General features: G+C 50.5%; 16 protein-coding genes. 2 read left to right on the top strand and 14 right to left on the bottom strand.

What is annotated here, in order from left to right:
* Nucleotides 1-26: 26 nt before the first annotated feature.
* From EIZ37_RS22215 to EIZ37_RS22200, 4 genes are all read right to left on the bottom strand, one after another.
* Nucleotides 27-1,337 carry a glycoside hydrolase family 68 protein gene (locus EIZ37_RS22215; RefSeq protein WP_134686960.1) on the bottom strand — a complete coding sequence of 437 codons (1,311 nt, stop codon included), beginning with the start codon at nt 1,335-1,337 and terminating at the stop codon, nt 27-29.
* A 116-nt stretch (nt 1,338-1,453) separates the two neighbouring features.
* Nucleotides 1,454-2,791 carry a glycoside hydrolase family 68 protein gene (locus EIZ37_RS22210; protein ID WP_134686959.1) on the bottom strand — a complete coding sequence of 446 codons (1,338 nt, stop codon included), beginning with the start codon at nt 2,789-2,791 and terminating at the stop codon, nt 1,454-1,456.
* 32 nt (nt 2,792-2,823) lie between these two features.
* Nucleotides 2,824-4,167 carry a glycoside hydrolase family 68 protein gene (locus EIZ37_RS22205; protein ID WP_134686958.1) on the bottom strand — a complete coding sequence of 448 codons (1,344 nt, stop codon included), beginning with the start codon at nt 4,165-4,167 and terminating at the stop codon, nt 2,824-2,826.
* 295 nt (nt 4,168-4,462) lie between these two features.
* On the bottom strand, nt 4,463-5,215 hold the full coding sequence (locus EIZ37_RS22200) for an MBL fold metallo-hydrolase (RefSeq protein WP_134686957.1): 753 nt from the start codon (nt 5,213-5,215) through the stop codon (nt 4,463-4,465).
* Between the two features lie 159 nt (nt 5,216-5,374).
* Between EIZ37_RS22200 and EIZ37_RS22195 the strand changes: the two genes are divergently transcribed.
* Complete coding sequence (locus EIZ37_RS22195; RefSeq protein ID WP_134686956.1) at nt 5,375-5,824, top strand: winged helix-turn-helix transcriptional regulator; 450 nt, start codon at nt 5,375-5,377, stop codon at nt 5,822-5,824.
* 49 nt (nt 5,825-5,873) lie between these two features.
* On the opposite strand, the gene EIZ37_RS22190 is transcribed toward EIZ37_RS22195, so the two are convergent.
* From EIZ37_RS22190 to EIZ37_RS22145, 10 genes are all read right to left on the bottom strand, one after another.
* On the bottom strand, nt 5,874-7,175 hold the full coding sequence (locus tag EIZ37_RS22190) for a phytoene desaturase family protein (protein WP_134686955.1): 1,302 nt from the start codon (nt 7,173-7,175) through the stop codon (nt 5,874-5,876).
* 177 nt (nt 7,176-7,352) lie between these two features.
* Nucleotides 7,353-8,516, bottom strand: coding sequence for a multiple monosaccharide ABC transporter permease (gene mmsB / locus EIZ37_RS22185; protein WP_134686954.1), 1,164 nt, complete (start codon nt 8,514-8,516; stop codon nt 7,353-7,355).
* 5 nt (nt 8,517-8,521) lie between these two features.
* The gene (gene mmsA, locus EIZ37_RS22180) at nt 8,522-10,051 is read right to left on the bottom strand and encodes a multiple monosaccharide ABC transporter ATP-binding protein (protein ID WP_134686953.1); all 1,530 of its coding nucleotides are present in this window, start codon (nt 10,049-10,051) and stop codon (nt 8,522-8,524) included.
* An 89-nt stretch (nt 10,052-10,140) separates the two neighbouring features.
* Complete coding sequence (gene chvE / locus EIZ37_RS22175) at nt 10,141-11,217, bottom strand: multiple monosaccharide ABC transporter substrate-binding protein (protein WP_134686952.1); 1,077 nt, start codon at nt 11,215-11,217, stop codon at nt 10,141-10,143.
* 165 nt (nt 11,218-11,382) lie between these two features.
* A complete protein-coding gene (locus EIZ37_RS22170) occupies nt 11,383-12,468 on the bottom strand; it encodes a GntR family transcriptional regulator (protein ID WP_134686951.1) in 1,086 nt (361 codons plus the stop codon).
* A gap of 176 nt (nt 12,469-12,644) precedes the next feature.
* Nucleotides 12,645-14,261: a ribulokinase gene (locus EIZ37_RS22165; protein WP_235828160.1), complete on the bottom strand. Its 1,617-nt coding sequence runs from the start codon at nt 14,259-14,261 to the stop codon at nt 12,645-12,647.
* Between the two features lie 113 nt (nt 14,262-14,374).
* Complete coding sequence (araA, locus tag EIZ37_RS22160; protein ID WP_134686950.1) at nt 14,375-15,865, bottom strand: L-arabinose isomerase; 1,491 nt, start codon at nt 15,863-15,865, stop codon at nt 14,375-14,377.
* Between the two features lie 256 nt (nt 15,866-16,121).
* Nucleotides 16,122-17,468: a DJ-1/PfpI family protein gene (locus tag EIZ37_RS22155; protein ID WP_134686949.1), complete on the bottom strand. Its 1,347-nt coding sequence runs from the start codon at nt 17,466-17,468 to the stop codon at nt 16,122-16,124.
* Between the two features lie 708 nt (nt 17,469-18,176).
* Nucleotides 18,177-19,046: an alpha/beta fold hydrolase gene (locus EIZ37_RS22150; RefSeq protein WP_134686948.1), complete on the bottom strand. Its 870-nt coding sequence runs from the start codon at nt 19,044-19,046 to the stop codon at nt 18,177-18,179.
* Nucleotides 19,047-19,258: 212 nt separating this feature from the next.
* Nucleotides 19,259-19,453: a hypothetical protein gene (locus EIZ37_RS22145; RefSeq protein WP_134686947.1), complete on the bottom strand. Its 195-nt coding sequence runs from the start codon at nt 19,451-19,453 to the stop codon at nt 19,259-19,261.
* Nucleotides 19,454-19,695: 242 nt separating this feature from the next.
* Here EIZ37_RS22145 and EIZ37_RS22140 point away from each other — a divergent pair, with 242 nt between their 5' ends.
* The gene (locus EIZ37_RS22140) at nt 19,696-19,875 is read left to right on the top strand and encodes a hypothetical protein (RefSeq protein ID WP_134686946.1); all 180 of its coding nucleotides are present in this window, start codon (nt 19,696-19,698) and stop codon (nt 19,873-19,875) included.
* Nucleotides 19,876-20,002 lie beyond the last annotated feature (127 nt).

The raw sequence follows: 20,002 nt of genomic DNA, 5'->3' as shown, positions 1-20,002 counted from the left end.
ACTAGCTGAACGTCAATGCCGTTATATCAATGGAAAACTCCTTGCTGCTTTTCATGCACAATTTTCGTCTGATCACCGGTGATGGAAAGCTTCAGCGATGGTGCAAGCATTCCGCCAAAATGCGCAAGCTGGTACTCCGGTGATTGTTCACCAATTTCATAAATGTTTTTTCCCTCTACATTCACGTAGTTGACAAAACTGATTACAGTGCCGTTCTGCATGACCATCCACGAATAAGCCTGATACGGATTCTCTTTCGGGTTGGCGATTACCAATCCGCTTCCATTTAGCGGATGAAATCCTCCCATGATCGTGTCTGAGGTAAAACCGTATAATCCCTCTGGTGCATCGAGTCCGGGCGCAAACTTTTCCGGGTGTGTTTTTGTGAACAAATAATATTGGTTGCCTTTTACGCTTAGCGTAGGGCGTTCAAGCTCTTCATTTACACCGTTTGCTTCCAATAAAGGAGGGAGCATTTCAAACTCCGTCAGATTGCCATCGACTGCTTTGGCGATACCGATGCTTCCATTAAACTCCTGTGGGCCATCCGCCCCGTGTTGCTCCAGATAGTCGGTTCGCTCTGCCAGAGTTCCAGCAGAGTTTGCTTCAAACACAATGTACTCCTCATCCGTCTTCGGGTCTTGGAAAAAGTAAGGGTCACGGAATGCGTAAGAATCCTCGCCTTGTTCGGACTGTTCGTTTGTTTGGTAATACTGACCTTCCGGCTGAAGGATGATTTTATGATCGGACCAATCGGTAAAAGCTACATGTGTATGGCTAGTGACGATCTTGCCGGTCGTTGTCGCAATGCGCTGTTCATAGGTCAGCTGGCTCTCATTTTTCCGACCGGTTGCCGTGTAGAATATATGGACTTTTCCGCCTTTGTCGATGATGGCTGAGCCTGCCCATTGTCTGGAGCCTAATGCCTTTCCGTCGTTGAATACGAGGCCGCCTAGCTTCCAGCTCTTCCCATCCTTCGAATAAAAATAGCGTATTTCCGAGCTGTCATGTCGTTTTCCCGGAAGCACATCGCTTGGTACGGTGAGGGCAAAAATAATCTTATACCCGTTGACCACTGCGATGTTCCCATTGCGATCCTGCAGCGGCCACGTATCCCAGATATAATAATCCGATGCGATCTTCTGAAGGTCGTCCATCTGAATGACAGGCGCTGTATTGCCTTCATTCATGGTCGCTTGACTGGCAGCATCACGTGTCCATTGGGAAGCAGCCTCCTGCGCTGATACATTCGTGTCCATCCCCGTTGCTATAAACGTAAAGAACCCTAGCAATGTTGCAGATAGGAGTAGTTTCATACTGTTATGGTTTCGTTTCATGCTTTAACCTCCCGTTGCAAATCTTCCGCGTAAGAAACAGTACGGCCAACCAAACAGCCGCCGGTTGACCATACATGAATACTGAGGAAGAGAAATCTTTCAAGTCATGGAAAAGATTATTTAATCCATCCCGGATCGTATTGTTGTTCAACCTTTGTACGATCGTCTTTGATGGAGAGCTTCACCGTAGGCGCCAAAGTTCCGCCGAAGCGGCTGAATTGGAACTCCGGTGATTGGTTGCCGATTTCCCCGATCGACATCCCATCCAGATTGCCAAAATGAGCGAAACCGACCACATTCAGATTCGGCAGGACAAGCCAGGAGTACGCTTGGTATGGATTGGCCGGAGGATTCGCCAAAACCAGTCCGCTTCCATTCAGGGGTTGGTAACCGCCAATGAGAGAGTCGGATACAAATCCGTACATTCCTTCCGGGCCGGACAGTCCCTCTGCATATTTGTTGATGTGGCTGTCAGTAAAGAGATAGTACTTTTTGTCCTTCACCACGATATGCGGGCGCTCCAGCTCCTCGTTCACGTAGTTCGCTTCTATAAGCGGGGGAAGCATCTTCACTTTTGTCAGATCGCCATTTTCGACTTCAGCGATCCCGATGTTTCCGTTTGCGTGGACGGCTCCAGTTGGAACGCTATGCTGCCGTGCGTATTCCGGGCTCCCGACATACTCCTGCTCCAGTGCGCGCTCGCCTACAGCGCCGCCAGAATTTCCTTCGAACAGCAAGTATTCTTTACCGGTTTTCGGGTCTTTGAACCACATCGGATCACGGAAAGCGTAACCGCCGCCTTCCCCTTGCTGCGCTTGTTCTTTGGTCTGATAGTATTTGCCGTCCGGTTCCAAAATGATACGATGCTCGCTCCAGTTTTCGAAACGGACGCCCTTGCTGTCGGCCACCAATTTACCAGTGGCGGTAGCGATGCGCTGTTCATAGGTCAGCTGTTTCTCACCTTCGCGACCGGTAGCGGTGTAAAACGCATGAATCTGATCGCCATCCAGCATGGCCGAACCTGCCCACTGACGGGAACCAAGCGCGGTGCCTTTCGGGAACAGCTCTCCACCCAAGGTCCAGTCCTTCCCGTTTTTCGAATAAAAATAACGGATCGTGGCGATGTCGTGAACCTTGCCCGGAAGTACGTCGCTTGGAGCAGTGAGAGAAAAAATGACCTTGTAACCCTTGAACGAGGCAATGTTCCCGTCCCGGTCAAGCAGCGGCCAGGTATCCCATACGTGGTATCCAGGCGCCAATTTCTCCAATTTGCCGATGTCGGTATAAGGCAAGGTGTTGTCTTGGTTCAGGACAATGTTCGATGCTTGCTCGCGAGTCCAGTGAACAGTCTGGTCTCCTCCCTCAGCAGATGCTGAGAGAGAAGAGAAGCCAGAAGTGACAACGCTTGCTGCCAAAACCAACGCCGTCAATGCTTGCTTGTTTTTGCGGATCATGTTTTTTCCCCTTTCCGTTCGAAAATTCGTGTTTAGCGGTTAGGTCCGAAAGGCTTGATTTCGCCTGCTTTTCCCTCTTTGACGATCTGTGATTTGTCCCCGTCGAGGTTCACTTTCAACGTAGTGGAGAAAGTTCCGCCGAATTTGGTTTGGCCGTTTTCATCTTTCGGTTCATTAATGAAGCTGATCACCTGCTGGTTTGGAAGCACCATCCAGGAATACGCTTGATAAGGATCTTTCTCCGGATTTCCAATGACCAGACCGCTGCCGTTCATCGGTTTGTAGTCGCTGCGCAGACCTTCGCCGACAAAGCCGTATACGCCGTCTGGACCGGTCAAGCCCGGTGCGTAAGTGAAGGTGTGGCTGATGGTGAACAGGTAATAATCATCCCCGTTTACCACGACATGCGGGCGCTCCAGCTGATGGTTGGTCCCAACGGATTCGAGCAGCGGCGGCAGCAGTTTCAACTTGGTTATGTCGTGGTCGAGCACTTCCGCAATCCCGATGTTGCCGTTGTACAATTCCGCTCGATCCGGAACCGGATGGGTACTGCGGTACTCCTCATCGCCAATGTTTTCCGGTTTCAACGGATTGGCGTTCCCGGCCTGTCCTTCAAAAATAATGTATTCCTTTCCGGTGTTCGGATCCTGGAAGAAGAAAGGATCGCGGAACGCAGTAATGATATTGCCTTTCCCTTGGAACTGATCGATAGTCTCGTAATAGTTCCCATCCGGTTCAGCAATGATCTGGTGTTCCCCCTCATTGGTCAGGTGGACGCCGTTTTTATCCGCACTGATGTCAAAAGTGGTCTTGGCAATTCGCTGCTCCGCTCGTTGCTGCCATCCTTCTTCATTCCACTCTTTGCCGCCGTTCGCATTCATATCGGTAGTAGCCGTATAGAAAAGATGGACTTTTCCATTCTCGTCCAGCATCGACGTGCCTGCCCATTGCATATGGCCCAATGCCTTTTCGTAGGTATAAGGAACGCCGGCGTAGGTCCAATCTTTACCGTTTTTCGAATAGAACATGCCGATTCTCGCCTGAGTATGGCGTTCCCCCCAGCCTAGAGAGCGCGGAGCGACCAGGGCAAATGCGACTCTGTAGCCTTTGACATTGGCAAGGGAACCGTCTCTGTTCTGCAGTGGCCATGTATCCCACACCCATTGGTCGGGTGCAACGAGTTCAAAGTCCAGGTTAACTTGGGGAGCCGTATTCTCTTTTGTAAGAGCCACGTTCTCCGCTTGCTGGCGAGACCAGATAGCCGTATAATCATCGCCGACGTTTGCTGCCATCACCGGAAAAGCAGCAAGGCAATTCGCAGCCACTACTGCGGAAAGAACCAGTTTCTTAAGCTTTGTTCGATTGTTTTTAATCATATTGAACTTCCTCCCTTTTCGTTTTCCACAGGATTGATACTGCAACATGTGAGCCACTTGGTAATGTCACCCTCGTCGAAGCTAACAAAAAAGACCTAAAACGCATAAGGGATCTAGCGATAGTCACACTTCGCCCTTTACACGTTTTAGGTCTTGCCTGCTTAGCAGTTACAATCCCACGTTATGTTGTTTTCATCATCATTCTATTTTTTTCGACTATTAATTTCAATGGTATTAAATTCCCAAACATTCTTACGCAAGTAAAGGAGAATATACCTAGCCTATGGGCAAGCATTTATACGCTCATTGACTCGCCGCTGTTCAACATCCGCACTTCCACCGCCCGTTTTTCCCCTGCAGCCAGCAAGCGCTGTGCAAGGTCTTGCGTCTCGATATAAAAGGGCGGGTTGTGAAACGTGCCAAAATGGATCGGAATCATCGCTTTGACCCCGAGCAAATAAGCCGCATCGACGGCTTGCTCCGGTGAAAGGACCGCCTCTACCTCACTTTGCCGATCCAAGCCCGGGACCTCGAGCAAGGGGCTGTTTACCGGAAGACAGGCGATCTCGATCGGGCCATGCTTGCGCGCGATCCCCCACCAAAAACCATGCCATAGTGTGTCCCCGCAATGAATGACTTTTTTCCCATCTGCCTCCACCAGCCATGCTACCTGCGGTGTTCCAAACCCGTCGACGGAATGCGTGGCCGTCACCGTTATCTCACCGTGCTGGAACTGCTCTCCGACTCGCATGCCCACCACCTGTGTAAAGCCTGCCTTTTGCGCGACTCCAACCGATTCTTCCGGCAGCAGGAGCAAAATATCCGCTCCGTATGCCTTTTGGAGCGAGGTCGGATCGAAATGGTCGGGGTGGACATGGGTGACCAGTATCAGGGAAACATCCGGATATTGACTTAGGTCAGCAAGTGGTTCCAGCGGGGTGCCTGTCAGGGTAACGTTCGGGGCCGCATCTCCCAAGGGATCGATCAATAGCTGCGCATGCTCGGTTTCGAGCAAAACGCCTGCCCATGGCAATTTGTGAAGGATCATGATTGGTACCTCCTAAATGGAATGATATGGATGAGGTAATTTTATGATACTAAGTATAAAAAAACAACTAACTTTTTATAATTTATTTATGTGCCTGAAATGTTGTAAAATCATCTGTAAAAGCGACGAAAGCCATTATTGGGGGAAATCGAGGGAGCTATGAGCAAAAAATATAACTATTCCTGCAATATCGCCTCTACGTTGGACATTATCGGAGATCGTTGGACGCTCTTGATTATCCGGGATCTGTTTCGTGGAAAACGCAAATTTAATGAATTGAAGCAATCGCTGGAGGGCATCGCCCCCAATATTCTTTCCGAGCGCTTGCAGCATCTGGAACAGGCAGGGATCATCCACTCCTCGCTGTACAGCAAGCATCCTCCCCGCTTCGAGTATGTCTTGACGCAGAAGGGGAACGAGCTGCGCCCCGTGCTTGCTGCCATCGCGATCTGGGGCTCACGGCATCTGGAGCAGCGCTATTCCAAGATCATTCATCAGGCGTGTGGCGAAGAGGTCAGCATCACCTTTTATTGCCCTCACTGTGACAGCCATACGGATGATGTTCGCACTGTCATGCTTGACGAGGAGCATGAGACGCATGAGGTGTGAAAAAAAGCCGGTTTCACCCTACAAAAGGTGAGACACGGCTTTTTGCTTTCTAATCGTGTTTTAAAATCATATCGCATACGGTAAGGGAGCTCGAGAAGGAAAGCTCGGACAGCTGCCCTTGCCCCTGGCACCAGTCACCGGCGAAGAAAAGGTTGCGATATTCAGGGAAGAACACTGGCATAGCTTGCTGATGCATATTCCACTTGATCTCCTGTACGACTGCCCGCTGGGAGACACGCGGCACGACCAATTCCTCTCTCCAGCCTGGGAAGTGCTTGTCGTACATCTGCTCGATTTTGGCTTTGTACGCTTCCAAAACCTCTTTGTTCCCCATATCCGCTTGTCGCAGGTAGGCGGTCGCCTGCAGCAGCTGGCCGCCCTCAGGAGTACAGCTGGTATCGTAGTAGGAAATGTCTGTGATGAACATATTGTTTTGTTTATCGTAAATGTACGTGTACGGACTCTCAATCCGTTTCTTCAAACCGATATCATACACCATGACATACGTTGGGTCGTATTGGGCGTAATGCTTGACCAACCCTTCCACTTTGGAGCCTGTCATGATTTTCTCCAGCTCTTTTGGCGGAATGCACATGATGAACTGATCTGCCGTAAAGCTGTCTTCCTCGGTATGGACACTCGTGATCCGATCATTCTCGTGAGTGACACCTACGATTTTGGTCTTGGTAAAAATCGCTCCGTTGTTGCTCTCGAGCACGCGCACAAATTCGTTGATCAACGCTTGCCAACCGCCGCCGATATACGCTACAGGCTTATTGGTAAGGAAAAGGCGGGAGTAGTAACGGAAAAACACATCCGAAGGGATTTTCTCCGGCTCCTTGGTAAAGAAGTTGGAGGATGCCAGCGTCAGCATCATTTCCCTTACATCGTCCGGCGTATTTTTTTGCTCCAGCCATTTTTCAATGGACAGATGCGGATGGCCGGATTCCAGCTTCAGCATGGTCTTGAGAATGTTGAAGGTGAAGGAGACCTTATCCAGTCCGCCCATTACCTTCGTACGGAAAAGCCCCAGGATATTCGCAGGGACATCCGTCACTTCATCCCCCATGTCATATTTCGCTTTGCTAGGGGAAAAATCTTGCCATTGAATGGAGAGTCCCAGTTCTTTTTCAAACGTGCGCAGCATGGAGGTGTCGCGACCGTAGATGGCATGAGCCCCGAAGTTGAAGTGAAAGCCTTTGATGGGCAACGTAACTGCTCGACCGCCCAAGACTCCGCGCTCCAGGACTGCTACTTTCTTTCCTTTGTGGGACAGGTACGCTGCTGCGGACAAGCCCGCAAGCCCTCCTCCCACGATGACGATATCATAGTGATGTTGTTGAGCAGACATAATAATTTCCTTTCATCAGTTCTGATCTGATTATCATATTGAAATGAAATGATTAATGAACTTAGTATATTGATTTTTCGCGCTTTTGACAATGGGTTTCTCCATGCAATATCAGGGATTGTGGACGCAAAAAAAGCTTCTGCACAATCCGCAGAAGCTTGCCATTTCTCACTTGATTTAGGATGCCTTGTTTTTGTTGTAAATATCAAACGCTACTGCCAACAACAGGACGAGTCCTTTGATGCCCTGCTGCCAGTCAATTCCGAGGCCGATCAACGACATCCCGTTGTTCATGACGCCCATGACCAGACCGCCGATCATCGCTCCGATCACGGTGCCAATGCCGCCCGTGGCCGATGCTCCGCCAATAAAGCAGGCTGCGATCGCATCCAGTTCAAAGTTCACGCCGGCTTTCGGGGTTGCCGCATTCAGCCTGGCCGCAAAGATCAGGCCAGCCAGTGCAGACAGGACGCCCATATTGACGAACACCCAAAATGTCTTTTGCTTGGTCCGTACACCGGAGAGAGAAGCTGCCTTCTCATTCCCGCCCAATGCGTAAATATGCCTTCCCATCACGGTTTTCTTCATCACAAACGAATACAGGACGATAAGAGCAAACAGCAAAATCAGAATGTTGGGAATCCCTTCATAAGTAGCCAGGACAAACGTAAACAAATTGACAACCGCGACCATCCCGATTAATTTGGCGATGAAGAAGCCCGTTGGCTCCACGTCAAACTGATAGGAGCGCTGCGTCTGCCGGCGACTCCATTCCGTCCACACGAGGATGGCCGACAAAAGAACACCGATGACAATGGTCAAGAGGTGAAGGCCGCTGCCCCCGAACAGGTCAGGCACAAAACCGGAGCTGATCAATTGGAACGACTCGGGAAACGGCGCGATGGATTGTCCATCCAGCACGATCATCGTCAGCCCGCGAAACAGCAGCATACCCGCCAGCGTCACAATGAAGGAAGGAATTTTCACGTACGCTACCCAAAACCCTTGCCATGCTCCCACCAATGCACCGATCAGAAGCGAGATGATCACCGCTACCACAGGATGAACCTGCATTTTCACCATGAGGATGGCGGAAATCGCTCCGACAAAGGCGGCAACCGAGCCTACGGACAAATCGATATGCCCCGTGATGATCACCAGCAGCATCCCGATCGCCAGCACGAGGATATAGCTGTTTTGCAGGATCAGGTTGGTTATATTCAACGGCTTCAGTAACAGCCCGTCTGTCAGCACCTGAAAGAGCAGCATGATCAAGACCAGCGTGATGATCATCCCGTATTGACGAATGTTGCCTTTCCACATTTTTTGAATCGTCTCCATCTCTCCTACCCCCTGGTCTTCGTCATATCTTTCATTAATCTTTCTTGTGTCGCTTCTGCGCGCTCTACTTCCCCGGTGATTCTTCCTTCGCTCATCACATAAATGCGGTCACACATGCCCAACAATTCGGGCAGCTCCGAGGAAATCAGCAGGATGCCCTTGCCTTCCGCTGCCAGCTGATGAATGATCGTGTAGATCTCGTACTTGGCTCCGACATCGATGCCGCGGGTCGGTTCATCCAGGATCAAGACATCCGGCTCGGCGAAAATCCACTTGCTCAGCACGACCTTTTGCTGGTTGCCGCCGCTCAGATTGACCGCTTTTTGCAGGATGCTGGGCGTCTTGATGTTCAGCTTTCGCCGGAACTCCTCGGCTACCTTGATCTCCTCGTTTTCGTTCACGACAGAACGTTTCGACAGTTTCCCCAGCGCCGCCAACGAAATATTTCGCTTGATATCATCCATCAGATTCAGCCCATAATGCTTCCGGTCCTCTGTCACATAGGCGATTCCCTGCTCGATCGCCTCGGGAATATCAGTGATGCGAATTTCCTTGCCATGCTTGAACATCTGTCCGCTGATTCGCTTACCGTAGGAGCGGCCAAAAATGCTCATCGCCAGCTCCGTGCGCCCTGCTCCCATCAAGCCGGCAATCCCGACGATCTCGCCGCGGCGGATGTGCAAGCTCACCTCATCGATGACTTTCCGCTCCGGGATGACAGGATGATAGACATTCCAGTCCTTCACTTCAAAAATCGTCTCACCGATCACGGGAAAGCGCTGCGGGTAGCGCTGCGTCATGTCCCGGCCGACCATCCCTTTGATGATGCGTTCCTCTGTGACCTCTCCCGTTTTTGTCTCCAGCGTCTCGATCGTCTTGCCGTCGCGCAGGATGGTGATGGAATCCGCTACGCGGGACACCTCGTTGAGCTTATGGGAAATCAGGATGGAGGAAATGCCTTCTTTTTTGAATTCGAGCAGCAGCTTCAGCAGATTATCGCTGTCCTCTTCGTTGAGTGCAGCAGTCGGTTCATCCAGGATCAGGAGCTTCACTTTTTTGGACAATGCTTTGGCGATCTCCACCAGCTGCTGCTTGCCCACCCCGATCTGGGAAATGAGCGTGTCGGGCGATTCCTGCAGCCCTACCTTTTGCAAGAGCTCCCTCGCTTTCACCCTCGTCTGCTGCCAGTCGACAATGCCTCGACTCGCCTGCTCATTGCCCAAAAAAATGTTCTCCGCGATCGACAGCTCCGAGATCAGCGCCAGCTCCTGGTGGATGATGACGATACCCAGCTGCTCGCTCTGCTTGATGTCTCGAAATTCGCAGACTTTTCCTTGAAAAAGGATGTCTCCTGTATATGTCCCATAGGGATAAACGCCGCTCAGAACCTTCATCAGTGTAGATTTGCCCGCACCGTTTTCGCCCATCAGCGCATGGATCTCGCCTTCCTTGACCTGCAGATTGACGTCTTCCAGCGCTTTTACCCCCGGGAATGTTTTGGTGATTCCTCTCATTTCCAACAGAGAAGCCGCCATGCTCTCACCCCTCCTCAATATAGAAATGATTTAGTGACAGCCAGACTTTTCAACCGTCACTAAATCATTTGGGTCACACCGTTTTCTCTCTATTGAAGCTGGTCTTTTGTATAGTAACCACTCTCTACCAATGCTTTCTCGTAATTGGACTTATCGACTGAAACCGGTTCCAAAAGATAAGAAGGAACGACTTTTGCCCCGTTGTTATAGGTCTTGGTGTCGTTTACCTCCGCTTCTTTTCCTTTCATCAGGCTGTCCGCCATCGCTACGGCTTTTTTCGCCAGTTCGCGCGTGTCCTTGAATACGGTTTGCGTCTGCTCACCCGCGATGATCGACTTCACCGAAGCCAGCTCCGCATCCTGACCCGTAATGATCGGCATCGGTTTGCTGCCAGAACCGTAGCCTACACCCTTCAGCGAAGAAATGATCCCGATGCTGATGCCATCATAAGGAGACAGAACCGCGTGAACGTTTTCCGAAGCGTAATGTGCACTCAACAGGTTGTCCATCCGCGCTTGCGCCAAAGCACCATCCCAGCGGAGCGTCGCGATCTGCTCGAATTCGGTTTGCTTGCTGCGGACAACCAATTTTCCAGAGTCAATGTACGGCTTCAGGACAGACATCGCACCGTCAAAGAAGAAGTAGGCGTTATTGTCATCCGGCGAACCTGCAAAAAGCTCGATATTGAATGGACCTTTGCCTTCTTTCAGCCCCAATTTCTCTTCAATGTAGGAAGCTTGCTGCACCCCGACCTTGAAGTTGTCAAACGTCGCATAGTAGCTGACATGCTCGCTCTTTTTGATCAGACGGTCATAGGCGATGACCTTGATTCCCGCGTCATTCGCTTTTTTCAGCACGTCGGTCAATGCTTCGCCGTCGATCGGCGCGATCACGAGGATCTTGACGCCTTTTGTGATCATGTTTTCAATTTGCGAGACCTGGTTTTCCACGACATCCTCCGCGTATTGCAGGTCGGTTTTGTAGCCGAGCGCTTCAAATTCCTTCACCATATTGGCACCATCGTTCACCCAACGCTCGGACGATTTGGTAGGCATGGAGATGCCGACAAACCCGTTTTCTCCCCCTGATCCTCCTGTAGCCGCACCGCAGGCAGCCAGCATCACGGCCATAACGAGCATCATGATGATGGATAGACTTTTTCTCATTTGAAACTCCCCTTTCTTTTCTGTTAAATGGATGTACGTACAAGTTGGAATAGCATTGATGAAACCGTTTTCTTATTTGATAGTAACACAATTAGAAAAAGTTGGGCAATAAGTAAAATAAACTTGACCGTACAAGTGAAGGCAAAAGGAGAATGTACATCCTCCTTACACCCTCTGCGTAGACTTGCGGATAACCAGCTCCGGTTTATAGACCACAGGCGGCAGCGTTTGCCGATCTGCTTTGCCCTCGATGATATCCAGCAGCATTTTCGCGGCTTCTTCCCCCATGATGGTTTGCGGATGCTTGATGGAGGTCAGCTTTACTTCGGATGCTTCCGCCAGCAGCGAATCATCGTAGCCGACCATGGAAATATCCTCAGGCACCCGCAGCTTGAGCTCACGAGTCACATCGAGCAGACTGATCGCAATCTGGTCGTTATAGCAGACGATGCCGGTCGGACGACTTCCTTTTGCCGACAGGAGCTCACGCAGCTCTTGCTGTGGCTTCCACTCCTTTTCCTCCGTATTGAAGGAAATGATCGTGCTTGGCGTGATCGGCAGCTGATGCTCGCGATGTGCGCGGACAAATCCCTTCATCCGGTTCACCCCTTGCAGGTCATCCGTTTTAAACAGCCCGACGATCTGCTTGTGCCCCGAGTCAATCAGATGCTTGGTCGCGATATAGCCACCGAGCTCATCATCCATCGTGAGGCTTGGCGGCTGCAGCTGCGGATAGGTGGCATTGATCATCACGTAGGGGATCTGATTCGCTTCCAGCTGCAGATAGTAATCCAAATTGGAGTTGTACATCGCGCTGCGGGTCGGCTCGATAATCAGGCCATCGATATTTTTGCCCAATAGCGTCTGCAGGCAATTTTTCTCTTCTTCGATCTGGTTATTGGTGCTCGCCAGGATGATGCTGTACCCTTTGCTGCTGAGAAAGCTTTCCGCTCCCCGGATAATCGAGGGGAAAATGTAGTCCGATATGTAGGTCGTCACGATCCCGATCATTTTATCCGTATGCTTCCTGCGCAGATGCTCGCGATAGGCGCAAAAGGTCCCGCGGCCTTGCTCCCGATACAGCCAGCCTTCATTCACCAGCTCACCGATGGCTTGGCGCACCGTATGCCGGCTGACCGAAAAATGCTCGACCAGCTCGTTTTCTGACATGATTTTTTGATGCGGTGCTACTTTCCCCTCGACAATCCAGGATTTGATCGTCTCTTTTACGAGATTATATTTCGTCGTCATGTATGTCCTATCACCTTTATATTTGAACTTGTACGTACAAAATGGCGTATGCCGCTTCTGCCATACAGGCGCTGCTCACTGGAAAAAGTGTATCATACTCGCTGGACAAAAAACATGCTTTTCAAGGTGACGTTCATGGACGCAAAGGGGATTGAGTGACCGCTTACCGGCTAGGCTTACATCCGTTTTAGCTGTTTCAGCACCTTCATCACGTCGTTTTCGCCCCTGCCGAAATAGTCGTGCAGGCGCTTATACTCCCGATACAGCTGGTCGTAAATGACCTGGTTCTCCGGGATCGGGACGATGGTTCCCTCCTGGAGCTTCGCGATCTTTTCCGCCGCCTCCAGGATGTTGCCAAAACCGCCTGCATCCTTGCCCGCTGCCACCGCGCCGAACATCGCCGAGCCGATTGCCGGTGTCTGCAAATGCGCGGCGATGGAGATTTCCCGCCCGCACACGTCTGCGTAGATCTGCATCAGCATCTTGTTTTTGTGGGGAAGTCCGCCGCATGCCACCAGTCGCTCGATCGGTACGCCATGCTCGGTGAACATCTCGATGATGACCCGCTTGCCAAAAGCGGTCGCCTCGATCAAGGCACGATAGATCTCTTCCGGCTTCGTATCCAACGTCAAGCCGATGAGCATCCCCGTCAGATCCGCATCGACGAGCACCGAGCGATTGCCGTTGAGCCAATCTAGGGCCAACAGACCGCTCTGGCCCGGCTTGAGCAGGGCTGCCTTCTCCTCCAAGAGCTGATGGATCGAGATGCCTTGTTCGCGTGCCTCTGCCTGATACGTCTCCGGAATTCCATGCTCGACATACCACGCAAACACGTCTCCCACACCGGATTGTCCTGCCTCATAACCAAAGAAGCCCGGAATGACACCATCCTCCACCACGCCACACATGCCTGGGACAATTTTTTCTTCCGTCCCCAGCAGGATGTCGCAGGTCGATGTCCCCATGATCATGAGCATTGTCCCAGGTGTTGTGACTGCTGCCGCTGGCGCGGAAACATGGGCGTCCACGTTGCCAACCGCGACTGCCGTGCCTGCGCGCAGCCCCGTTTTCGCCGCCATTTCCTCTGTCAAATCACCAGCCCGGCTGCCTATAGGCATGATCTCACGGGACAGCTTCTCTTCGACGACATGCTCCAGACGCGGGTCCAGTGCTTTGAAAAAGGATGGGTCGGGGTACCCCTTTTGTTTATGCCAGATCGCCTTGTAGCCAGCTGTGCAAGAGTTTCGCGTTTCCTTGCCGGTAATCTGCCAGATGATCCAATCCGCCGCTTCGATAAAGCGATCCATCTCGTCATAGATTTCCGGCGCTTCATTCAAAATTTGCCAAATTTTTGGAAACAGCCACTCGGACGAAATCTTGCCGCCATAACGGGATAAAAAAGAATCCTCCATGTTGGCAGCGATTTCATTTAAGCGGTTGGCCTCATCCTGTGCCGCATGATGCTTCCACAGCTTCACCCAGCTATGCGGATTCGGACGCCATTGTGGGATATTGCACAGCGGAGTCCCGTCCTGCTTCACGGGCAGCACGGTGCAGGCGGTAAAATCGATCCCCACTCCGATGATCTGCTCCGGCGCGATCTGTCCCTCTACCTCCTTGACTACCGTGGAAACGGTTTCAATAAATGCCTCCACATAGTCGTTTGGATCCTGCAGGGCCCAGTCTTTCTCGAGACGAACGCCCAAGCCTGGCAGCTCTTCTTCGATAACTCCGTGTGTGTAGCTCTTGACAGCTGATGCCGCCACTTCACCTGTAGAGAGATCGACCAGCACAGCTCTTGCCTACTCTGTACCGTAGTCGACTCCGATTGAGTACCTCTTTTCCATTGGGCTCCCCTCCTTTTGGATGTACGTACAAGTTATTCGTCAATTGCAAGCAGCCTCGGCTATCTCAGCTTCCAGGCAATTTCGCTCCATTTCAATTCGTTGCGGAAGCTTCGCAATTTCGTGTCCTCATCGATCACGACGCATTCGACTCCCGCCATTTCCGCCCAATCTGCCAGCTGCTCGGTGGTAACCACATAAGAAAAACCGGTGTGATGAGCGCCGCCTGCCAGAATCCAGGCCTCCGCCGCTTCCGATAGAGAAGGCAATGTTTTCCACAGGACGCGTGCTACAGGAAGCTTCGGCATATCCTGCTCGGGTTGGACGGCCTCTACTTCGTTGATCAACAGACGGAAACGATTGCCCAGATCGATCAAAGATGCATTGAGTGCCTTGCCGCCTTTTCCGTCAAATATGAGGCGTGCGGGGTCGGCTTTGCCACCGATCGAGAGCGGATGCACTTCCACTTTTGGCCGGTTTGCGGCGATCGTCGGACATATTTCCAGCATATGCGCACCTAAAACCATTTCATTCCCTTGTTCAAAGTGATAGGTGTAGTCCTCCATAAAGGACGTTCCTGCGCCGCCAGCCATGATCTTCATGATCCGGACCAGTGCCGCTGTCTTCCAGTCTCCTTCACCGCCAAATCCGTAGCCATCCGCCATCAAGCGCTGTACGGCCAGTCCCGGCAGCTGCTTCATGCCGTGCAAATCTTCGAAAGTCGTCGTAAATGCCTGAAAGTTTCCTTCTTGCAAAAACGCACGCAGTCCGAGTTCAATCCGCGCTTGCTCTAGGATCGAATCGCGAATCGGCCCTGGCTGGAGAGCTTCGGGTGCCAATTCATACAAATCGGCATATGTGTCGAACAGCTGTGCGACTTCTGCGTCCGGTATTTCATTCATGCGTTGCACCAAGTCCCCGATGCCATACGTATTTACCGACCAGCCGAACTTGATCTGCGCTTCTACCTTGTCACCCTCGGTCACCGCCACTTCGCGCATGTTGTCGCCAAAGCGCGCGACCTTGAGCTGCTTGCCTGCGGTAAAGGCTACGGCCGTGCGCTGCCAGCCGCCGATTCGCTGACGCACCGATGCATCTTCCCAGTGTCCAACGACAACCTTTCGCGCCACTCCCATCCGTGTGCCGATGAAGCCATACTCGCGGTCTCCATGGGCGGACTGGTTGAGGTTCATAAAGTCCATGTCGATTTGATCCCACGGAATGTCACGATTGAATTGAGTGTGCAGGTGGAGCAGCGGTTTGCGCAGCTCGGTCAAGCCTGCGATCCACATTTTCGCCGGGGAAAAGGTATGCATCCAAGTGATCACGCCCGCGCATGTATCGTCCGCATTGGCTTCCAGACATACTTTACGGATCTCATCCGGCGTGGTGCATACGGCTTTGTAGCGGATGGGATAGGCAAGGTTGTCATCCTGATCAATCCCCGCGGCGATTTGTCGCGAATGGGCTTCTACCTGCTCAATCGTTTCCGGGCCGTATAAGTGCTGACTTCCCGTGACAAACCAAAATTCGTACGGTTTTTGGTGTAGCATGGCTCATCCTCCTCTTTTGGCTGAATCGTTGTACGCGACTAACTTGTACGGATAAGTTAAGATATGAAACTCTCTGAAAATATATTGACTTATCACTTCAGCATATCTGTACATTTTGAATTGTACGTACAACTTTCAATTTTATTCTATACTTCCCTTCCCCGCATTTCAAGAATATTCTCTCCTCTGATTTTTCATAGGGAATCAGACATTTTCACGTTTTAGATCAGATTTGGATGGACGAGGGTTTCTTTTTTTATTTCGACCATTTCCGAAAAACCTTCCCATCTGTATAGAAGGCGATAATGAAAGCAATCAAACTGAGCACAAGCAGAGTCATCAAGGCTTCAGTGGGTAACGGTTTTCCTTCAAACTTTACATTGTTGGCACGATACTCTAGCCGTTTTGTTGCCCATTGAGCAGTTAAAACGTCCTCGCTTCTAGCCAAATCTTCAAGCGTAGCATCAAAGACAAATCGGTCTGACTTTTTGCTATGAATGAATTCTAGCGGCACACCCGCATAAAATGACTTCCATTGGCTTTCGACGTTTTGGGATAAGAGAAATGCTTCAGTGCCTGTTACAAAAAATCGATCCAATGCAAGGGCATTAGAGTCGTGAAACCGGGCAATCAGGTTCAGGTTATGTTTTGTAACAATCGTTCTATCCTCGTTTGTTAGCGTAAACATCTTAGTAGTTCCCAATGGTGCGTACGTATCAAACACCGAAGCAAGTGCCCCTTCCTCCATGCCATCATAAAGCAGCACGCCTATCTTTTCCTTGTCAAACTGAAACGCCAGATTCAAATAATAGATGGCCTCGGTCCAATCGATGTAAAATGGCTCCACCTCAGCATTTTCAACAAAGTGATATGAAGGGTAATTGATTTCATTCGCAATTTTCTCTGCCGTAGGTTCCCCCAAATGTTGAGAGATGACGCGGAGTACAGCATCAATTCCGGAGGTAAGACCGGCGGAGTTCATCATGTTCCCCTCTTGAATATACCTTCGATCTCTTACCCAGTCCGTATCGGGATAGTTCCTTTTCACCTGGTCAACAATGCGCCAGTGTATCGTTGAAGATTTCCCATTCAATAAACCAGCGTCTGCAAGGTTCATCGCCCCGGAACAAATGCTGAGTATTTCCGTGTTGGCATGTTTTTTCAGCCATTTCCGGACAGGCTGATACTTCATTTCATCGACCATGGGCATATAAGGGACCACAATCAGGTCCGGGCTCTTCCCCAGCAATCGATCCATTTCCGCAAAAGAATAGTGCGGAATGATATCCAATCCCCCCGTGAGTGACGTAACCTCATGGTTCGGTGCAACCGCGTAAACGTTGTAGGCATCGGTCATCGCAAACAATTCATAAGGCACCATAAAATCAAATATCTCGGTAATTGGGCTTCCCAACACGACTGCCACGGTCGGTTTATTGGGTTGATGGATGGGCACTTTTCTTTCTAGCGCAATATGCTCTGCCGTGTTGCGAACGGAAAGCCAATCCGCCCGTGAACGAACAGCTCCAAATGCGCCTATTCCCCCTACTAACAACACAATAATAGAGATGGCAAGGATAATCCTCCGAAAATTTCTGCTCATGGTTCGTCTCCAATCCGTATTTGTCGTTTCACGTTCAGGATAAACTCATTGTGTGAACCGAATATGAATTGGGAACAGACTTTACACGCAATATAGCGCCCATTGCTTAAAAAGGAAAGGTAGCCGGTCACTCTGAAAAGGAACCCGCTACCTTTCGTATTTACCTTGCTATCGCATAAGCTTCAATCTCCACGTCTGTTAGTAAGGGTCTCCAACACCTACCACCTACCATCTTTCATGGCTGTCGTACCTGCCACTTCCATGATGTCTCCGATCCGAATGGCACGGCAGTAACCTACCGCAAACCTCAGCCTTCGATGTCCGATTCCGCTTTCACTGTAAACAGGCTTCTGAAGTTATTCCGAAACATCCACAATAGATAGGCTTCCAGCACAAAAACAAGCAATGCCAGAAAAAGGAGAGCTGGGTCCACAAACAGATGAAACAGCAAAATGTTGACAACGCCACCCGTTATATCCAGCACATAAGAATATCAAGCCGAGCAATACCCGAGGAATATGCAAGCGAAAGAGCTGCAAAGGGGACACCTCCATTTCGTTAACCATACAGCCATTATACACCCAATAGTTTCCAATTTTCAGGATCCTTCTTTCCTTTTAAAGGAACTTTTCCGCCCCCATAGATGAAAAAAAGATGCAATGGCCATTCAGCCACTTGCATCTCGTTTTCCCTATATTCAACATATGTCTACTTGATATCTCTGCGATCAACCGAGGTATGTGTCAATATGGCCCGGATGATCTGTCCCCAATCCTCCTCGTGGATTTCGTGCCCTGTCCCTTCCAGCGTAAGCAACCGGGCACCGGGGATTTCCTGAGCCAGCGCTAAGCCGTGCTCATAGGGAAGAATCGTATCTTCTGTACCGTGAATCACCAAAACAGGTACGTTGATCTCTTTTTCTTTTCCTTCGTAGGAGTCATCGCCCCTAAGAAGGGCGTGATTGAACATACTGAGCAGATTGTTCGCCCGCTTCATTTCTTGCGTCACCTGCTTATACGCCCGTTTCTCATCAAACGTATGCTTGGAGCCGCAGAGCATTCGCGAACCGCTGACCATGTAATCGGCAACCGCTTTTTCATCGGACCAGTCCAACGTGGCCCCTTTTGCGTGAAACGCAAGGATCCTCTCGTCCATCGGAGGCAGGTTCCGCTTGTTGTCCTCCGAGCCGTAAAAGCTGGAAGCGATCAGCGTCAAGGTTGCTACCCTTTGCGGATGCTTGATAGCCACGATCTGTCCGATCATGCCGCCCAGAGACATCCCGACGATATGCGCACGATCTATCCCATAGGCATCCAATACTCCTACGGCATCGTCCGCCATGTCCTCTACGGTATAATGTGATGTTCCCGGTTCATAGGCAATGGAACGTCCGACATCCCGGTTGTCGTAGCGAATCACGTAGCGGCCCGTGTCCGCCAGCTGCTGGCAAAATTCTTCGTCCCAATACACCATCGAGCAGGTTGCTCCCATGATAAGCAGGATGGCCGGGTGGTTCGGATTGCCGAAGCTTTCTGAACATATATCAACGCCATTGATTTGATGGATGTTTTCCGTCATGATGATTCCCCATTTCATTCGTTTTTTGGTTAATGGAAAAAGGCATACCTAAATAAACCCTTGCTTAATCCTTCAAAAATGCAGGGGTTCCTGGGGCAGTGCTTTTCATTAACGCAAACGAATGAACTTGATAATCATGTCTGACACTCCTTTAATGAAAAGTGAGAGGAGCGATCCTCCCCTTGATTATAACACAAGAAGCTTGTCAGTCTTTACTCTTTGCCTGAATTGGCTTCCAGCACTTGAATCAGCTTGTCCAACTTCTCGTTTCGCGCTTGATCCAGTTCGCTTTTCTTTTTCATAAAGCGCAATACACTGACCAAGACATATATCACGAACACATAGATTGCAATCATGATTAATAGCGGAATGATCATCATGATACCTCCGACTCCGACGCTTTCCATCGTGGATCCTCCTCTTTTCCGTAAAAATCGTATCCTCCAATGATCGGTACAATTTTTATCTCCCTGTGCATTCAGCATGAATCGCGCACCAAAAATTGGATACCCCTAGGATACAATTTCTCGCTGATCGGTGGCAATGCGGATGATGAAAAATAGCGGGGTGTAAATTCCCATCGCTGAACCAAAAGCCTGACGTTTAGCCGGGCTTTTTTCAACAGATGCTAGAAGCAGGAGGTGCTTCCATGCCAGACAAGCAGCAAACGACACCCAATCAACCGATCCCGGACGTATTAAACCAGGTTGAAAATACGATTCCGGTGGGCTCCGTCGACAAGTCCAGAGCCCACGCTGGCGAACCGGACGAACAGTATCCGATCCCGGCGGCGAGACCCAATCCGTTTGCGGAAAATCCGTCGGGTTAAGCTCATGCGGCTCCCTCAGTGATTGGAGATGCCATTGTGTTGTGGCAGGTATCGTTACGTTCTAAAGAAAAGGGTCGCCATCATCACTGAAGTGACCCCAAAAAGTTAGACACGTTTGTTTAATTAA

Source organism: Brevibacillus migulae, assembly GCF_004521915.1.
GTDB lineage: Bacteria > Bacillota > Bacilli > Brevibacillales > Brevibacillaceae > Brevibacillus_F > Brevibacillus_F migulae.
Note: the sequence above shows the minus strand (reverse complement) of the source record. Positions and strands in the feature narration are given on the sequence as shown.